This window comes from Paenibacillus sp. FSL H8-0079, from assembly GCF_037991315.1.
Classification (GTDB): Bacteria; Bacillota; Bacilli; order Paenibacillales; family Paenibacillaceae; genus Paenibacillus.
On the sequence record NZ_CP150300.1, the window covers coordinates 192,932 to 212,165 of the forward strand.

The window sequence follows — 19,234 nt, forward strand, 5'->3', positions numbered from 1 at the left end:
AAAAACACCAGGATTGACAAGGGATTTTAGCTCTTGATTGGTCCACCAAATACATGGGTGCGGAGGAAATACAGATGAACAAAAAAAGTGTACGCGATATCGAATTGACAGGAAAACGGGCTTTTGTCCGTGTAGATTTCAATGTGCCGCTCGAAGATGGTAAAATTACAGATGACAAACGTATTCGTGCAACGCTTCCTACAATCAACTTCTTGATTGAAAAAGGCGCTAAAGTCATTTTGGCAAGCCACATGGGTCGTCCTAACGGCGAAGTGGTTGACTCCTTGCGTTTGACTCCAGCAGCTGAGCGTTTGTCTGAATTGCTTGGTAAAACAGTGGTTAAAGCTGACGGTTCTGTTGGCGACGCTGTTAAAGCTCAAATCGCTGAACTGAACAACGGCGACGTATTGTTGCTTGAGAACGTTCGTTTCCACGCAGGCGAAGAGAAAAATGATCCAGAACTCGCAAAACAATTTGCTGAACTGGCTGACGTTTTCGTTAACGATGCGTTTGGCGCGGCTCACAGAGCACATGCTTCGACTGAAGGAATCGCTCACTTGCTTCCAGCAGTGTCCGGTTTGTTGATGGAGAAAGAACTTGAAGTGTTGGGTAAAGCAATCTCCAACCCTGAGCGTCCTTTCACAGCTATCATTGGCGGATCCAAAGTTAAGGACAAAATCGATGTGATTGACAACCTGCTGAACATTGCAGACAACGTAATCATCGGTGGCGGTCTGACTTACACGTTCTTCAAAGCACAAGGACATGAAATTGGACAATCCTTGCTGGATGATTCCAAACTTGATGTAGCTCTCGGTTTCATCGAAAAAGCGAAAAAACTGGGCAAAAACTTCTACCTGCCGGTAGATATCGTAGTGTCTGACGATTTCAGTGCGAAAGCTAACACACAAATCGTTGACATCGATGGTATCCCAGCAGATTGGGAAGGCATCGACATCGGTCCTAAAACACGTGAGATCTATGCTGACGTAATCAAAAACTCCAAATTGGTTGTATGGAACGGACCAATGGGCGTATTTGAAATCGAGCCATTCTCCCACGGTACTCGTGCAGTAGCAGAAGCTTGCGCTGAGACAGAAGCTTACACTGTAATTGGTGGCGGCGACTCTGCAGCAGCAGCTGAGAAGTTCAAATTGGCTGACAAAATGAACCACATCTCTACAGGTGGCGGTGCATCGCTCGAGTTCATGGAAGGCAAAGTGCTTCCAGGCGTAGTGGCATTGAACGACAAGTAAGTTTTAGTCTATAGCATGAAGGAGTTGAAACCCATGAGAACACCGATTATCGCAGGTAACTGGAAAATGTTTAAAACGGTTTCCGAATCCAATGACTTCATTCAGGAAGTTAAAGGAAAAGCGGAAGTTGAAGGCGTAGAGACTGTAATCTGCGCACCGTTTACAAATCTGCCATCCCTGGTAGAAGCCGTTAAAGGCACAAACATCAAAATTGGTGCACAAAATCTTCACTTTGAAGACAATGGTGCATTCACAGGTGAAATCAGCGGCGTAATGCTGAAAGACCTTGGTGTGGATTACGTTATTATTGGTCACTCGGAGCGCCGTCAATATTTTGCGGAAACCGATGAGACTGTCAATAAAAAGTTGCATGCAGCATTCCGTCACGGATTGACTCCAATCTTCTGTCTTGGTGAGACGCTCGAAGAGCGCGAAGCGAACCAAACAAAAGACGTATGCAAAGTACAAACGGTGGCTGCTTTTGAAGGTCTGTCCGCAGAGCAAGCTGCACAAGTCGTTATCGCTTATGAGCCAATCTGGGCGATTGGTACAGGCAAATCCTCCACTTCCCAAGATGCGAATGAAGTTATTGCTTACATCCGTACGCTGGTGAAGGATCTGTACAACGAGACGGTTGCGAATGCAGTTCGTATTCAATACGGCGGCAGTGTTAAACCAGAGAACGTAACAGAATACCTCGGACAAAGCGACATCGACGGCGCACTTGTTGGCGGTGCCAGCTTGCAGCCGGCTTCGTTCATCGCGCTTGTTGAGGGGGCGAAGTAAGATGACAGCTCCAAAACCTGTAGCACTGATCATCATGGATGGCTTTGGTCTGCGTAACACGGTGGAAGGCAATGCGGTAGCGCAAGCCAAGAAACCGAACTACGACCGTTTCATGAGCCAATTCCCACATACAACACTCACTGCTTGCGGTGAAGCTGTAGGTTTGCCAGAAGGGCAAATGGGAAATTCCGAGGTAGGTCACCTGAACATTGGTGCCGGCCGGATCGTATACCAGGATTTGACCCGTATCTCCAAATCCATTCGTGACGGCGAGTTCTACGACAATGAAACACTTGTCAAAGCTGTTCGCGAAGCGAAACAAAGCGGCAAAAAGCTTCATCTCTACGGCTTGTTGTCCGATGGCGGCGTACATAGTCACATCGACCACCTGTTTGCTATGCTGGATCTCGCCAAAAAAGAAGGAATGAATGATGTATATATTCATGCTTTCATGGATGGCCGTGATGTTATGCCAGACAGTGGTAAAGACTTCATGCAGAAACTGATCGCTAAGATTGAAGAAGTCGGTGTAGGTAAAATCGCAACGGTTCAAGGTCGCTATTACGCGATGGACCGTGACAAACGTTGGGAACGGGTTGAGAAATCATACCGCGCCATCGTTTATGGAGATGGACCGAAATACACTGACCCACTCAAAGCGGTTGAAGAATCGTATGAGAAATCCGTATTTGATGAATTCGTTGAACCAACGGTTATTGTCAAAGCGGATGGTGAGCCGGTAGGTTTGGTAGAGAGCGGCGATTCCGTTATCTTCCTCAACTTCCGTCCTGACCGTGCGATCCAGTTGTCGCAAGTATTCACGAACCAGGATTTCCGCGGTTTCGATCGTGGACCGAAGTTCCCTGTGGGCTTGCACTTTGTTTGCTTGACTTTGTTCAGCGAGACAGTTGAAGGTTATGTGGCTTATTCGCCGAAGAACCTCGACAACACGCTGGGTGAAGTTCTGGTACAAAACAATAAAAAACAACTGCGTATTGCAGAAACGGAGAAATACCCGCACGTTACCTTCTTCTTCAGCGGCGGTCGTGATGTGGAGCTTCCGGGCGAAACTCGCGTACTGATCAACTCACCAAAAGTTGCAACGTATGACCTGCAACCGGAGATGAGCGCGTATGAAGTGGCTGATGCATGTGTTCGCGAGATCGAAGCAGACAAACATGACGCCATCATTCTGAACTTTGCTAACCCTGATATGGTTGGACACTCCGGCATGCTGGAACCTACCATCAAAGCGGTTGAAGTAACAGACGAGTGCATGGGCCGTGTTGTGGATGCAGTACTTGCCAAAGGCGGCGTTGTACTGATCACGGCGGATCATGGTAACGCGGATATGGTGTTCGATGAGCGAGGACGTCCGTTCACAGCTCATACAACGAACCCAGTTCCATTTATCGTTACCGATGCAAATGTAACCCTGCGTGAAGGTGCAATCCTGGCGGATATCGCGCCAACGATCCTTGACCTGATGCAATTGCCTAAACCGGCTGAAATGACAGGTACATCCGTCATCGCTACCCGCAAATAAGTTACGTAACAACATATATGAAATTGGGAAGTTTGGAGTTTACCCCTGAACGAAGGAAGCAGAAATTGTCTGAAGAAGCGTTAGCGTTCGCCTTTATCACATGATTCCAACTTATGAAAATAAGTTCAAAGGAATCAGGGGATAACAGCGATCAGAGGACAATTCTGCTAACGTAGTGGAAAAGGGAAAACACAAGTGGTCCTAATTTATAATAAATTTAAATTTAAAGGAGATTATCACAAATGACTATTATTTCTGACGTGTACGCTCGCGAAGTCCTCGACTCCCGCGGTAACCCTACAGTAGAAGTTGAAGTATACCTGGAGTCCGGCGCAATCGGACGCGCAATCGTTCCATCCGGTGCATCCACTGGTGCCCACGAAGCAGTTGAGCTTCGCGATGGCGACAAATCCCGTTACCTCGGTAAAGGCGTTCTGCAAGCTGTTAAAAACGTAAACGAAACAATTGCTCCAGAAGTTATCGGTATGGACGCATTGGATCAACTGGGTATCGACAAATTGATGATCGCTTTGGATGGTACGCCAAACAAAGCTAAATTGGGTGCTAACGCAATCCTGGCTGTATCCATGGCAGTAGCTCGCGCAGCTGCTGACGCTCTGGACCTGCCATTGTACGTTTACCTGGGCGGATTCAACGCTAAAGCACTGCCAGTTCCAATGATGAACATCATCAACGGTGGTGAGCATGCTGACAACAACATCGACGTTCAAGAGTTCATGGTTCTTCCAGTTGGAGCACCAAGCTTCAAAGAAGCTCTTCGTGTAGGTGCGGAAATCTTCCACAACCTGAAATCCGTATTGAGCTCCAAAGGCTTGAACACAGCTGTAGGTGACGAAGGTGGTTTTGCACCGAACCTTGGTTCGAACGAAGAAGCAATCACTACAATCATCGAAGCTATTGAAAAAGCAGGTTACAAACCAGGCGTTGACGTATTCCTGGGTATGGACGTTGCTTCCACTGAGTTCTACAAAGATGGTAAGTACACACTTGCTGGCGAAGGTAAATCTTACACTTCCGCTGAGTATGTTGACCTTCTGGCTTCATGGGTTGAGAAATACCCAATCATCACAATCGAAGACGGTATGTCCGAAGATGACTGGGATGGTTGGAAATTGCTCACAGAAAAACTGGGAGACAAAGTACAACTCGTTGGTGACGACTTGTTCGTAACGAACACTGAGCGTCTGGGTAAAGGTATCGACCAAGGTATCGGTAACTCCATCCTGATCAAAGTTAACCAAATCGGTACATTGACTGAAACATTCGATGCAATCGAAATGGCTAAACGTGCAGGATACACAGCTGTAATCTCCCACCGTTCCGGTGAGTCCGAAGACAGCACAATCGCTGACATCGCTGTTGCAACTAACGCTGGTCAAATCAAAACGGGTGCTCCTTCCCGTACAGACCGTATTGCGAAATACAACCAATTGCTTCGCATTGAAGATCAACTGGGTGAATTGGCTCAATACAATGGTCTTAAAGGATTCTACAACCTTAAAAAATAAGCTGGATATCCAGCTTTTACGGGCAAGCCGGGTAACCGGCTTGTCTTTTTTATTGAAACGTAATAATGGTATGCCTTACGGATTAAGTAGATGGTGAAATTTAGGGCATTCTATGAACTGTACTACTTGTAGTACAACAATAGCTATGTTACAATTAAAGTAACTGTTTTTATGGTGAGATGTTATGCCCACATGGGTAGGAGGTGGAAAGAATGGATATTGCTTTGAAATTGCTGCTCGTTGTCTTCTCGATCGGTCTAATCACTGTAGTATTGCTGCAGCACGGGAAAAGCGCTGGTTTGGCGGGTGCCATCTCCGGTGGTGCGGAACATCTTTTCGGTAAAACGAAAGCGCGCGGATTGGATCTCTTCCTGCAACGTGCAACGGTGGTACTGGGTGCAGGATTTATGATTTTGTCTATTGTTGTTACGGTTGTTTCCAAGTAAGACTTGGAACTGCTGAGCAATGAATAGCTTAAGCTAATGGCTTAATTGATGAACCTTCGTTTCGTGGAGAAACGGGGGTTTTTTAATAAATTCTTACGCGTCCAAAGTTTTCCAACGATATATAGACTCCATGATTTCGGTCTTCTTCTCACTTCTGTTCGGTTTTCCTTCCTTAGTGTGCAACACACCCCTATCATGTATGGTATGTCCCTCGCTTATTCGTTACGCGAACTTACTCCTTATAATGAATGTCATGTGTACAGAAAATTCTCGGATATAGTCTTTTTCCAGATGCGTACAGCACTTGTATCGCATAAAATGTCTGTAGAGATACGTGAAAGCGTGATTATAGAGGAGCGCCCCGCAACTGTGGTTTTTTTGCGAGGTACGGATGGGCCGGATTGAATTCGTGTATACTAGGGTATGAGATAGTAGGGATGCACTACTACACTCTTCACGACAGTGACATGGTATTGCATGAAAATGGTAAGTATTCCGATACATAAAGAGATGAGACTTGATTACACTTTTATGTTTCCCGAGGTGAATATATTAATGATAACAGAACAACAATTGCTCGACTTCATGCGGGAAACCGCTTATAAACCGATGACTTATCAGGAGTTGGAACAGCACTTCGCGATCGAAGATGCAGCTGATTTCAAAGCCTTTTTGATTATGCTTAATACGCTAGAGGAATCCGGCAAGGTTTTGCTGACCCGTAACAATCGCTATGGCATGCCAGAGCGCATGGATTTGGTACGCGGACGTTTACAAGCTCACGCCAAAGGGTTTGCTTTCCTCATTCCTGAGGATCGGGAGCACCCAGATGTGTACATTCATGCCAATGATATGAAGAGTGCGATGAATGGTGACACGGTATTCGTTAAAGTAACATCGCAAGGACCTTCTGGCGGTCGCTTGGAGGGTGAGATCGTTCGTATTGTTACTCGTGCTGTAACACAGGTTGTTGGTGTGTTCCAAAGTCATGAGGTGTACGGCTTCGTCATTCCGGATGATAAACGGATTAATCGCGATATTTTCATCCCACGTACCAACTTTGCAGGGGCTGTTGATGGACAGAAGGTCGTAGCAAAGATCGTCAGCTACCCAGAGGGTCGTGCTGCAGCTGAAGGTGAAGTGATCGAGATTCTCGGTCATAAGGATGAGCCGGGTATTGATATTTTGTCCGTTATTCGCAAGCATCAGCTGCCTGAAGCTTTCCCGGATGAAGTGGTAGAAGAGGCTGAGAAAGCACCAGACTCCATCACCGATGAAGAGATTGTACAACAGGGTCGCCGTGATCTGCGCGGACTTAACATTGTTACGATTGATGGCGAAGATGCCAAGGATCTGGATGATGCTGTAAATGTAGAGAAGCTGCCTAACGGTAACTATCGTCTGGGTGTTCATATTGCCGATGTTGGCTATTATGTGCAGGAAAATTCCAAGCTGGATCAGGAAGCCTACAACCGTGGATGCAGTGTGTATCTGGTGGACCGGGTTATTCCGATGTTGCCACAGCGTCTGTCCAACGGGATCTGTAGTTTGAACCCGCAGGTAGACCGCTTGACTTTGTCTTGTGAGATGGAGTTTAACGACCAGATGAAGGTTGTGAAACATGACATTTTCACGAGTGTAATCAAAACCAAAGAGCGGATGACGTATTCCAACGTTCGCAAAATCCTTGAAGGTGAAGAGCCGGAATTGCTCGAGCGTTATAAGGATCTGGTGGATGATTTCCATTTGATGAAAGAGATCGCCTTGAAGCTGCGTGCCATGCGTATGCGCCGTGGTGCGGTTGACTTTGACTTTGAAGAATCCAAAATCATTGTGGACGCAGAATGTAAACCGGTAGATATCGTGAAACGGGAGCGTTCTATAGCGGAGCAAATCATTGAGGAGTTCATGTTGGCAGCGAACGAGACAGTGGCAGAGCATTTCCATTGGTTGAAGGTTCCGTTCATTTATCGTGTGCACGAAGACCCGGATCAGGAAAAACTGCAAAATTTCCTCGCCTTTGCGGCGAATTTCGGACACCAAGTCAAAGGACGTGGCAACGCAATTCATCCACGTGCACTGCAATCGTTGCTTGAGGATATTAGCGGTACGAAGGAACAGACCGTGATCAGTACGATGATGCTGCGTTCCATGAAACAGGCGAAGTATGATTCCGAAATGTCAGGTCACTTTGGCCTGGCGGCAGAATTCTATAGTCACTTTACGTCTCCAATTCGTCGTTATCCCGATCTTGTGATTCACCGGGTGATTCGCGAAGTGATCGAGAACAAAGGCGCTTTACCGGAGAACCGTCAGGAGTACCTGGCTGGACGCATGGCCGATATTGCGCAGCAGTCTTCGGAACGTGAGCGTGTTGCGGTAGAAGCTGAACGGGATACAGAGAAGATGAAGAAAGCTGAGTACATGTTAGATAAAGTAGGCGAAGAGTTCGAAGGCATGATCAGCAGTGTGACCAGCTTCGGTATGTTCATTGAACTGGAAAACACGGTTGAAGGTCTGATTCGCTTGAGCGCGCTCACGGACGACTATTACCATTTTGACGATCAGCATATGGCTCTGATTGGTGAACGTACCTCAAAAGTCTTCCGCATCGGTGATGAAGTGAAGATCCGTGTGGCACGTGTAAGCATGGAAGAGTATACGATTGATTTTGAAATGGTGGATATGAAACCTCGCGGTGAACGTCCTGGCGGCGGCTTCGGTGGCGGACGTGGCGGTAAAGGTGGACGCCCAGCAAGCGGGGGCGGACGCGGTGGTGCCAAGGGTGGACCAGGTGGATTCAGTGGTTCGCGTGGCGGCAAAGGCGGCTCAGCTGGTGCTGGAGCCAACCGTGGTGGTAGATCACCGGAAGAGAGCAGCAAAGGTAGCCGTGGCGGTCGTAGTGGAGCTGCGAGTGCAGGTGCGGGCGCAGGCTCATCCGGTGGCTATGCAGGTAAAGGCGGGGGCAAACCAAAAGGCGAGCGTCGTGCTGGTGAAGCTAGCGGATCGACTGGCCGTGGCAAAGGCGCGGTAAGCTTTGGTTTTGGTTCAGGTAAAGGCGGTTATAGCTCTACATCGGGTGGACCGGATAGTGGTTCAACGAGTGGACAAGGAAGTGGCCTGAACAGCGGCAGCGGTCGCGGTGAGGGAAGCTTCAAGTCCGGCAAGGGCGGCGGTAAAGGTGGCAAAGGCGGAAGTGGACGCAAGAACACTTCACCGAGCGGCGTATTTATCGGAGAAGCAGCAACACCTGGTGGCGCTCAGGAAGGCGGAGCACCACGTCGTAAGCGGAAGAAGAATAAAGATTCTTCTGGCAACGGCACAGCGGCTTTTGTACGTAAAAAGAAAAAATAATAACGTTAAAGCTACTTGGAGAACTGGATTGCAATTAGTTCCTCCAAGTTAAGCGTTAGTGAGATAGTCACTTCAGTTGTGTGTTGTTTCGCACAGTCTGAAAGTGGTGTAATGAGGAGGGGCGGCAGAGGTCGCCTCTTTCTTGATTTTAACAGCCGTACTTGCTACAATTAAGGTCTGGCACGTGGTACCTGGGTACAACATTGGGTGCGCTGCTATACAGCATGGTACCGGCTTATTTTACGGAGAAGGAGTGAGGACATGGGCAAGAATGATGGACAGAGTAAAGTGCTCGCACAGAATAAAAAGGCTTCCCATGACTACTTCATTGAAGATACTTATGAAGCGGGCATGGTGCTTACCGGAACGGAGATCAAATCTCTTCGTAACGGCCGTGCGAATATTGGTGATGCATTTGCCACGATTCGGAACGGTGAGATTCATATTCACAATATGCATATTAGTCCTTTTGAACAAGGAAACCGAAATAATCCACTTGATCCAACACGTACGCGCAAGTTGTTGATGCATAAAGTGCAAATTCACAAGCTGCTCGGGCTGTCAAAACAGGACGGATACAGCATTGTGCCGCTGAAGATCTATATCCGCAACGGTTATGCGAAGCTGCTGCTCGGACTGGGTAAAGGTAAGAAACAGTTCGACAAACGCGAGACTGCAGCCAAGCGGGATGCACAACGTGATATTCAACGGGCAATGCGCGAGAAACAGAAGGTTGCACGTTAAGTGGATCGCTGGGCGTGGAAAGCATTATTTTAGGTGTAAGTTAGTTTTCGTGATGGAGCTAGAAGTGTGATACGAGTTAAGGAGTCTCAAGGTTTGTCCTGTAATGGACAAGATTGAGGCTTTTTTTATTTGTAGTGGGATAGGTAATGTGATGTGAAATGCTGAAGTGTACTGTGATTTTTGTTGATATGGATACATGGAAGACCCTGGGAGTATAAGCTTTATGCGGTGCTGAAATGTAAATCATGAGAATGTTGCGTAGTTTGTCTGGAACGTGGGTAAGATACTTAGGTGCCGATGTTCGTGATCTGATCTGGGTAAACTTTACTTCCGATTGGTGACGCGGTATAATATGTAGACGATTGAGCATGTTGTATTGGATAACCTTGCAAACGTGCTCAGCCTGCTGGAATGTCTTCCAGCAATCTGTACTATATCGGTGATGTGTCCTATGTTATGATTACTCATGTAGCAGACAGGAATGCCGAGTTTGAAAGAAGCATCTTTTTACCTTGGAGGAAAAAGATGTGCAGCACCTTTGCTCCGTATTCACGGATTAATCCTGGAGCCCTTCTTCATTGAGGGGGCGTTTATGGATTCGACGGGGATAGTTCGAGCATGGGTAGCGGGTAGTGGGGACGCGTCCGCTTCATCAACGCTAAAGCCTATTAAACGGCAAACAACAAACAAACTACGCTTTCGCAGCCTAAGAAACTGTGTGCGTGCTTCTAACCTGCATCGCCCATGTGACAGGATTAGGGGCTAACAAGTAGTGGGATACGCTGTCACATCTCCGCCTGGGGTGTGCTGAAGAAGACAATCAGGCTGACCCAACGTATAGCCGGTTACGGGGCGATACTCGGGTGACATCAAAACTGTGACTACACCCGTAGAAGCTTATGTGTCGTTATCTTCGGACAGGGGTTCGACTCCCCTCGCCTCCATTAGAGTCAAAAAACCATCAACCAGCGTTCTGGGTTGGTGGTTTTTTAGTTTATGATATAATAAACAGAAATTTAGATTGGGGGACTCCAGATGTTTGAAAATCGAGAACAGCTCCAAGAAATTTTAAAAAAAGCAAATCAACATGCATGGAAACAAGCTAAAGAATCAGGTGCCTCTATTTATTATATAAAGAATAACAAACGCGTTCGTGAGGATGCTGAAGGCAATAAATTTGAAATTATTTTTGATGCTACTGGGAAACGGCATGAGTTGGAATATAATGAATAGTGGCAAAAGATACTGTTGGCATAACGCTGGCAGTACCTTTTTTTGTTTATATGGTCTCATTAAGTAGCATTCATTAATAGTCTATATGTATGGTCGTTATTGAAAACCAAGAATAATCGCGCTTCTTATCCATTAAAATCTAAAAATATAAAGTCATGACTACAATGTAGTTGGGTAATGACAAGTGTCTACCATTATATAGGATGTATTACTGCCAATTTTGCTTACCACCCTAATCTACTTTATAATAATAGGCTAAACTAGACTGCGTTAGGAGGAAACAATGGACTTTATTAGAAATCAACTAGAGGGAATGGGCATGAGTGAGCCATCCATTGGATATCTTTCGAATATAATTATGGTTATTTTTATAGCGGTGATCTCGGTGGTGGCGAATTTTATAGCCAAAAAGATTGTGCTGAAGACGATTAACCACATCGTTAACAACAATCGGTACAAGTGGGGCAACATCATTGTGGAGAAAAAATTATTCCATAAGCTGTCGCATCTCGTGCCGGCGCTTATCATCTATTATTCTGCTTATATTTTTCCACCCTATCAGGCCCTGATTGAAAAGGCTGCGATGACTTACATGATCGTTATCATGATTACGGTACTCAACGCACTACTGAATGTGTTTGATGATATCTATCGTTCCTATGAAGTCTCCAAGATTCGACCAATTAAGAGTTACATTCAGGTCGCTAAAATCTTCCTGTTCATTATAGGTGGGATTATCGTCATCTCGAACATGATCGGACAGAATCCGTTGATCATTCTAAGTGGACTTGGTGCGTTGTCGGCCGTATTGATGCTGGTTTTCAAGGATTCCATATTGGGTCTGGTGGCGGGCGTCCAACTATCCTCGAATGATATGGTGCGCGTAGGCGACTGGATTGAAATGCCCAAATATAATGCAGACGGCGACGTCATCGATATTACATTGAACACGGTAAAAGTGATGAATTTTGATAAAACGATTACGATGATTCCAAGTTACGCCCTTATTTCGGACTCGTTCCGGAACTGGAGAGGCATGCAGGTCTCTGGTGGCAGACGGATTAAGCGAAGTGTCTATATCGATATCAGCAGTATTCGTTTTTGTACCGAGGAAATGGTCGCGGAATTTGAGAAGATTCATTATTTGAACGATTATATCTCAGCCAAATTGAAGGAAATTCAAGCATACAACATGGAGCACGAGGTGAATACGGAAAGCAATGTGAATGGAAGACAGCTCACCAATGTGGGAGTATTCCGAGAATATATCCATCAGTATTTGAGAAATCATCCGAAAATCAATAAAGATATGACGATGATTGTGAGACAACTAGCACCGGAAGATCGCGGACTACCCCTTGAAATCTACGCATTCAGCAATGATATTAACTGGGGTGTGTATGAGAATGTGCAAGCAGATATCTTTGACCACATTTTTGCGGTTGCGCAAACCTTTGGGCTGCGTGCATTCCAGAATCCAACCGGGCATGATATTGTGCAACTGAAAGAGGATAAACAATTTGCACGAGAGTATTAGGATTTTTTTCGAAAATGGATGCGATAAAACTATTTCATAGTAATCCATTACGATAGATATGACATCATAACAGCTCTGCCTTTTCGAATATATCGTTTCAAATCATAAGCCGTTAACCCATCTGGGTTGATGGCTTTTTGTCTGTGATATAATAGGCATATTTTAAGAACGAAGAAGTAGGGGGAACGTATATGGATTGGGAAGCGCATATCGAACGGTGGAGCCGAACTGCCGTTAGATTGCTGGATATTCGGCATTATCGTGCGGAGCATGGAACGGTTCCTGATCACTATGTGGCGCATACGAACTTTTTCTTGATCACTACTCATGGAGAGGCTAGGGTGAGCATATCGGGCAAGGCCTACCAGACCCGTTCATCTTACATATTACATGGGGGAGCAGATGCTGAGCTGAGTATTGTGCCGCTGGGTCAGGACTTTGCCTGCTATCTAATTTTATATACAGCGGAGTGTGCATCCCTGGAAGATCGGGAGAGCTTCCAGGTGACGTATGGGTTTGCTCCGTATGCAGTGCTCCCTGTTCAGGAAAAGTGTAAAGCCATGAACCGTCTGTGGCAAGAGCCCACTCCTATAGACAAGCTACAGGCGCAGTCGGTCTTTCTTCCATTGGTGTACGAGATCATGCAGCAACAGATCCAGACATCGGCCAAAAAGGAAAGTGGCAGGCCCAACATCGTCACTGAGGCAATCCACTATATTCACGATCACTATAGCGAGCCGATTACAGCCGAGGAACTAGCCAAGAGATACCATTGCAGCGCCAGCTATTTATCCCGTTTGTTCAAAAACCAGATTGGACTAGGACCCATTGAATATCTCATTCATGTGCGCGTTCACAGATCAAAGCAGTACCTTCTAAAGTCCGAGGCCCGTATCCAGGAAATTGCGAGCAACGTAGGTTATGCAGATGTGTATTATTTCAGTCGCTTGTTCAAAAAGCATACCGGCTTATCGCCACTTCAGTTTCGTGCGGAACATCGGCAAAAGATTCAGGTTCAGTATAATCCATTGCGCGGGTTAGAATCGTCTATTGTAACCCTTAACTCCGGTTCTCATAATGAGAATGAGACTTATTATCAACGGATTGGGGAAGGGGACACATCTATGTTTAGATTTTCACGACCAGCCTTTGGAGCGATGATGTTATTATGTACATCCTTGCTTCTAAGTGCATGCCAGACAAGCAGTACTCCAGGAGCAGCGGCTTCCCAGCCAGCTTCATCAGATACGAATACTGCTGTAACTACAGATAGCGCAGCTGCGGAAACGCGGATGTATAAACATTTGAAAGGCGAAACCGAGATCCCTGTGAATCCACAGCGAATCGTCAGCTTCTATCACATGGGTGAGATGATGGCGCTTGGGGTGAAGCCGGTTGGCACAACGACATTTATTTTAAATAATCCACTCATAAGTGATACTTCCGGTATTTCAGATGTGGGTGTTCCGCCAGATGCCGAGAAAATTCTGTCACTGGAGCCAGATCTGATCGTGACAACGGCAGCATTTGCGGAGGCTGTGGAAGGCGGATATGATGCACTGAGTCAGATCGCTCCAACCATTGTTGTCGAGCAGTACAACGACCCGATTAAAGATGTGGAGATGTTTGGTGATATTCTTGGGAAGCAAGAAGAAGCGCGGTTATGGAACGAGAAATTCAAGGCCAAAATCACGGAGTACAAAGAGAAAATTAGCCCTTATGTAGGTGTCGATGAGACGTTCTCCATACTAAACGTGCGTCCAGATGCACTTTTTGTATACGGGGATACCAATATGGGAGGCAATATCATCTACAAGTATCTCGGGTTGAAGCCAACCGCCAAGGTAGAGACAGACGTGATCAAAGGTGAGACGTGGGAAATTTCTTCTGAGGTGATTCCCGACTTTATTGGTGACCGGTTATTCCTTGCTGTGAATGACGGGGCGGAGGATAAACTCAAGGATGTACAGAAACTGATTGAACAATCGCCAGCAGGGAAAGCGAATAAGGTCTACAATATTGATTTTGACGAGTTTCTGCTCAGTGACCCCATTTCGGTAGAGCAACAGCTGGACATCATTGTTGATATACTGGTCGGAAATAACGAATAGAACGTCCAACACCTTGTGGTGCCTCATATGCCAAATTGATTCAAGCCCACTGGGAGGGGTAGAATAACGAGAGGACGATCAATTTCTAACAGTCTAATCTCGGAACGAAAATCTAACCTTTTGGCAAAGGAGAGTTCTCACATGAATCATCACATTCCGGAATATACATTGAACGATGGCTTGAAAGTACCCGCAATTGGATTCGGTACTTATAGTTTAAAAGGTGAAGATGGCGTTAAATCGATAGCATCCGCGATGGATGCGGGCTATCGGTTAATTGATACGGCATACAACTATGAGAATGAGGCAACAGTCGGTAAAGCAATCAAGCAGAGCTCTGTCGCCAGAGAAGAACTACTGATTTCCTCGAAGCTACCAGGGCGCTATCACGCTCATGATAAAGCAATCGTGGCAATCCAGGAATCCCTGTATAGAGCCGACCTGGATTATTATGACCTCTACCTGATCCACTGGCCCAATCCCAAAAAGGATGTGTATGTGGAAGCATGGCAGGCTCTAATTGAAGCGAAAAAACGCGGATATATCCGTTCCATCGGAGTGAGCAATTTCCTGCCCGAGCACAATGAACGCCTGATTAAGGAGACGGGGGTAGCACCGAGTCTGAATCAGATTGAGCTGCATCCGTTCTTTGACCAAGCCGATCAGCGCGAACAGGATAAGAAACATGGCATTGTGAACGAGTCCTGGAGTCCAATCGGACGTGGCAATGATGCCGTGCAGGATATCGTCAAAGACGAAAAAATTCTCCGCATCGCGGAAGCTCATGGCAAAACGCCTACCCAAATTATCTTGCGCTGGCATATCCAGCTAGGCTCTATTCCGATTCCGAAAGCCAGCTCGCTTCAGCATCAGCAAGAAAATATCGATATTTTCGACTTTGAGCTGAATGCGCAGGAGATGGAGGTTTTCTCTTCATTCAGCCGTCCAGATGGACGATTGTGGGATCAGGACCCGAGTGAGTACGAAGAATTTTAAGAACAACGTATCCGATGGCTAAGTTGGTTGCTGTATAATCTACCATCTGTGATCAGAAACCCCTGTGAATAAACATGGTAAAGCCTGCTGGCTCTACCGATGTTATTCCGGGGGTGTTTTGTATTTCTAGGGAAAGAGGATATATTAGTTTAATTAATGATTTACACGGTAACGGAGAGGACAGAAAAATCCTGAAAAAGCGAAGCGTGCGCCTTTATCCCCAGATTCCCCCTAGAGAAATAATCAAAAAATCTGGGGGTAACAGCGATTGGAAGGATGTTCTGTCATCGTAGTATCAGTGTGAATAATTTTTAGTTGAACTTATATAGTCACAAAGAAAAAGAGTGCCCTTGTCAGTAATGACAAGAAGCACTCATAATATGAACGGTTATGGCTACATAACTTACCCGTAAATGTGCCCGCTACGCTCTCGGAATCCGGAAGGTTAGAATCTCATACGGTTTGATATCAAAAGAAATTCTGCCGTTGTCCACGGCGCATTCTGCCTCGTTATTTTCCAACAGATCACAGGCATATGCCACGGAGCCTGATCCTTCAGGCAACTGAAGGGAAGCCCGACAGCGGCGGCCATGTGCTTCGTAGACCCGGATGATCATATCATCGTTGTTCTCGGCTTTTTTGATAACCTCCAGCACGACATTATCCTGATCAACCGATGCGAGTGACCACACCCCAGGTAACGTGCCGGTTTGCGATGCAATCTCACGGGCAACCAACGGACGGTTGAGATCGTAAGCAGCTTGGATGACACGTCCCTCACGGAAATCCCCTTTGTGCGGGTAGAGGGAGTATGTGAATACGTGCTGCTCTTTGTCGGCATTTTCATTCGGGTACGTTGCGCTCTTGATCAGCGACAGTCGCATCACCGAGTTATGAATATCATATCCGTACTTGCAGTCGTTCAGCAGAGCAGCGCCGTACCCGTTCTCTGCCAGATCGGCCCACTTCTGTCCGCATACTTCGAATCGTGCCTGATCCCAGCTCGTATTACGGTGGGTAGCACGCTCAACGTTGCCGTACTGGATTTCATAGACCGCTTTTTCACTCCAGATATCCAGCGGGAAAGCGGTTTTCAACAACAGATGCTCCTGCTTCCAATCTACGAATGTGCGGAAATCAATCCGGCGCGTGTGCGCATAAAAGATGATCGTTTGCTCAATGACAGAGTCTAAGAACTGTCGCTTCACTTGCAGCACGGAACGCACTGGCCCGCTTTCAACCCACTCCAGCGACTGCAGGTCGTTAATCTCCCACATATGCTGTTCATAGTAATCGTCAATGTTCCACGCTTCGTATTCCGCAGGTCGATCCTCGAACACTTGCAGCACGTTACCGCGCTTGCCAGACTGAAGCAGCTCACGGCCCTCTAATTTGTCCCAGACCGATACGAACTCGGCAGATTCATTCAGGTGAATATCATACCAAGGCGTCTGAATGTGGCGTTGTTCCGATTCCCACTGTGCAACCGACACGCCAGCACCCAGTTCAGCGGCTACATCCGGCGTGATCCGGAAGGTTTTATATCCCGATGCCGGTACATTTTCAGCCAGAAATACCAATCCACCATCCGGTGTACGCTGGCTCGCTACAGGCCGATCACCATCATAGACCGTTACTTTTCTCGCAAAAGAAGGCAGTTCAACCACATCCGTCCGCTCGAAGCCGGTCGTATTGAATACAACAATGGCTTCGCCGTCAGACGTAATGCTGCTCGCAATGCCGTTCAGCGCGCTGTCTTTTAGCTCATCCGTGACACGCAGAACTTCTTCATATTGCTCTTTTGAATCCACATAGACCTGTTCAATGGAGCTACCCGGAAGAATGTCATGGAACTGGTTCAGCATCGTCAGCTTCCATGCGTGCTCCAGTGCATCGGTCGGGTAGACCGCTTGTGCATTCGCTTCACGATGAATCATGGAATACAGCTCGGCATCGGCCAGCGCAAATTCACTATGGCGATTATATCGTTTGTTACGAGCCATCGATGTGTAAGTCCCCCGGTGGTATTCCAGATATAGCTCTCCGGACCAGCGTGGAACGGAACGAACATCGTCCAGATTCTGTTCCAGCTTCTCGAAAAACTCGCGTACAAAAGTACGTTTCACGTCCGGCACGCCTGGTAATCCTTTTTCAAGCCGTCTGCCATGCTCCAGCATTTCCTCCGTTGGACCGCCGCCTCCGTCGCCGAAGCCGTAGCACTGTAACACATCTGCATTGATGTTTTTGTTCTGGTATCGCTGCCATGTGCCTTTGACTTGGGATGCATTGAATCTTCCATTGTAGGTCGTTTCGAACCGGCGCTGCCTGAAATCGGGGTGCTTGTCATAGTCTGTCGCTGTGATGAAATGCGTTAATACCTCAGAGCCGTCGATTCCTCTCCAGTACATCGTGTCGTTCGGAATCTGGTTCGTATCGTTCCAGGCAATTTTGGTTGTCATAAAATAATCTATCCCGCTCTTGCGCATAATCTGCGGCATCGCTGCACTATAACCAAATACATCCGGCAGCCAGAGAACACGGTTCTCCACGCCAAACTCTTCCTTGAAGAATCGCTTTCCGTAGATAATCTGACGGATCATGGATTCGCCCGAAATCAGGTTGCAGTCGGCTTCCAGCCACATCGAACCTTCCGCCTCCCAGCGGCCTTCGGCTACCTTTTCCTTGATTTTCTCATAGAGAGACGGGTAGTCTGCTTTCAGGTACGCATATAACTGGGGTTGCGAGGACATGAAAGTATACTCCGGGAACTTGTCCATCAGATACAATACACTCGCGAAGCTCCGGATGACCTTTTCCCGCGTCTGATCCAGTGTCCATAGCCACGCCACATCAATATGAGTATGACCGATGCAGTGAACGGTAGGGATGTGATCACCCGCAGGGCGAGTTTCACCGTAGATATGATTTTGCATATAAAGGCGGGCTTCCAGAACCGATGCATGAAAAGCAGTACTATTTTCCTGACGCAAATCCAGTAGATTTACCGCCTGATTCAGATGTTCGATCAGCTTCAGCCGCTCCAGATCATCCTCACGCAGTAGATCAGCGGCATCCAGCGCAGCCTTAAGATCGTAATATAAATCCGTGACAGGCTGATGATGCTCAGCGATATATACATTGAGAAAGACATCCGCTGCCGAAGTACTACAGTACGCATATAGTGCCAGTTCGAATTCTTCACCTTTTACCGCAGCGGGTGTCAGGTCGATTTCCGTATGGTTCACGTCCAGACCGCAGATCAGTTCCCCATTGAGGAATGCCAGAAATTGCGGGTTATCATAGTTCCAGATGTCATCAGCACCGGTGACAATGGTACAAACGACTTTTTTTCCTTCCATATGATCCGGGATGCGAATCTTGGTTTTGAAGCAGCTGTGTACATCCTTACCGCCCCAGCCATCACCTTTACGGAATACGTTCCAGGAGGAAGGGTCCTCATGAACCAGTTCCCAGGAGTGGTAACCACTCTCTTTATGATAAAGCTCTGGTATATATGTCTTTGAGGTCAGTCGTGCACGTTCCAAGTGTTTCACAATGGTATGGATCCGAGTATACAAGGAATTCATTTTCATGTTGGTTTCCCACCTTGGTTTGTAGTAAGTACAGGCTGTAGTCGTTGTTGGAGCGAGAATTCTGCAAGCGCTAACATATCAACTTTATCATACCAAAAGAGAA

12 protein-coding genes and 1 other RNA gene are annotated in these 19,234 nt (G+C 46.8%); 12 read left to right on the forward strand and 1 reads right to left on the reverse strand.

The window, feature by feature from the left end:
* The first annotated feature begins 74 nt into the window (after positions 1 to 74).
* The 12 genes from MHI06_RS00935 (at position 75) to MHI06_RS00990 (ending at position 15,538) form a co-directional block, all read left to right on the forward strand.
* Positions 75 to 1,256, forward strand: a complete 1,182-nt coding sequence (locus tag MHI06_RS00935; RefSeq protein WP_340400111.1) for a phosphoglycerate kinase — start codon at positions 75 to 77, stop codon at positions 1,254 to 1,256.
* Positions 1,257 to 1,289: 33 nt separating this feature from the next.
* A complete protein-coding gene (gene tpiA, locus MHI06_RS00940; protein WP_076333467.1) occupies positions 1,290 to 2,042 on the forward strand; it encodes a triose-phosphate isomerase in 753 nt (250 codons plus the stop codon).
* Between the two features lies 1 nt (position 2,043).
* A complete protein-coding gene (gpmI, locus tag MHI06_RS00945; RefSeq protein ID WP_169482115.1) occupies positions 2,044 to 3,588 on the forward strand; it encodes a 2,3-bisphosphoglycerate-independent phosphoglycerate mutase in 1,545 nt (514 codons plus the stop codon).
* 242 nt (positions 3,589 to 3,830) lie between these two features.
* On the forward strand, positions 3,831 to 5,117 hold the full coding sequence (eno, locus tag MHI06_RS00950) for a phosphopyruvate hydratase (RefSeq protein WP_169482116.1): 1,287 nt from the start codon (positions 3,831 to 3,833) through the stop codon (positions 5,115 to 5,117).
* Between the two features lie 212 nt (positions 5,118 to 5,329).
* Positions 5,330 to 5,563: a preprotein translocase subunit SecG gene (gene secG, locus MHI06_RS00955; RefSeq protein ID WP_036616231.1), complete on the forward strand. Its 234-nt coding sequence runs from the start codon at positions 5,330 to 5,332 to the stop codon at positions 5,561 to 5,563.
* 555 nt (positions 5,564 to 6,118) lie between these two features.
* Positions 6,119 to 8,917, forward strand: coding sequence for a ribonuclease R (rnr, locus tag MHI06_RS00960; protein WP_340400112.1), 2,799 nt, complete (start codon positions 6,119 to 6,121; stop codon positions 8,915 to 8,917).
* A gap of 261 nt (positions 8,918 to 9,178) precedes the next feature.
* The gene (gene smpB, locus MHI06_RS00965) at positions 9,179 to 9,661 is read left to right on the forward strand and encodes an SsrA-binding protein SmpB (protein WP_062837738.1); all 483 of its coding nucleotides are present in this window, start codon (positions 9,179 to 9,181) and stop codon (positions 9,659 to 9,661) included.
* 582 nt (positions 9,662 to 10,243) lie between these two features.
* Positions 10,244 to 10,608: a transfer-messenger RNA gene (ssrA, locus tag MHI06_RS00970) on the forward strand.
* Positions 10,609 to 10,696: 88 nt separating this feature from the next.
* Entirely contained in the window at positions 10,697 to 10,894 is a 198-nt protein-coding gene (locus MHI06_RS00975) for a hypothetical protein (RefSeq protein WP_340400113.1), read from the forward strand.
* Between the two features lie 283 nt (positions 10,895 to 11,177).
* Positions 11,178 to 12,431 carry a mechanosensitive ion channel domain-containing protein gene (locus MHI06_RS00980; protein WP_340400114.1) on the forward strand — a complete coding sequence of 418 codons (1,254 nt, stop codon included), beginning with the start codon at positions 11,178 to 11,180 and terminating at the stop codon, positions 12,429 to 12,431.
* 191 nt (positions 12,432 to 12,622) lie between these two features.
* Complete coding sequence (locus MHI06_RS00985) at positions 12,623 to 14,542, forward strand: AraC family transcriptional regulator (protein ID WP_340400115.1); 1,920 nt, start codon at positions 12,623 to 12,625, stop codon at positions 14,540 to 14,542.
* A gap of 141 nt (positions 14,543 to 14,683) precedes the next feature.
* A complete protein-coding gene (locus tag MHI06_RS00990) occupies positions 14,684 to 15,538 on the forward strand; it encodes an aldo/keto reductase (RefSeq protein WP_340400117.1) in 855 nt (284 codons plus the stop codon).
* A 422-nt stretch (positions 15,539 to 15,960) separates the two neighbouring features.
* Here MHI06_RS00990 and MHI06_RS00995 read toward each other — a convergent pair whose 3' ends face one another.
* A complete protein-coding gene (locus tag MHI06_RS00995; RefSeq protein ID WP_340400118.1) occupies positions 15,961 to 19,131 on the reverse strand; it encodes an alpha-mannosidase in 3,171 nt (1,056 codons plus the stop codon).
* Positions 19,132 to 19,234 lie beyond the last annotated feature (103 nt).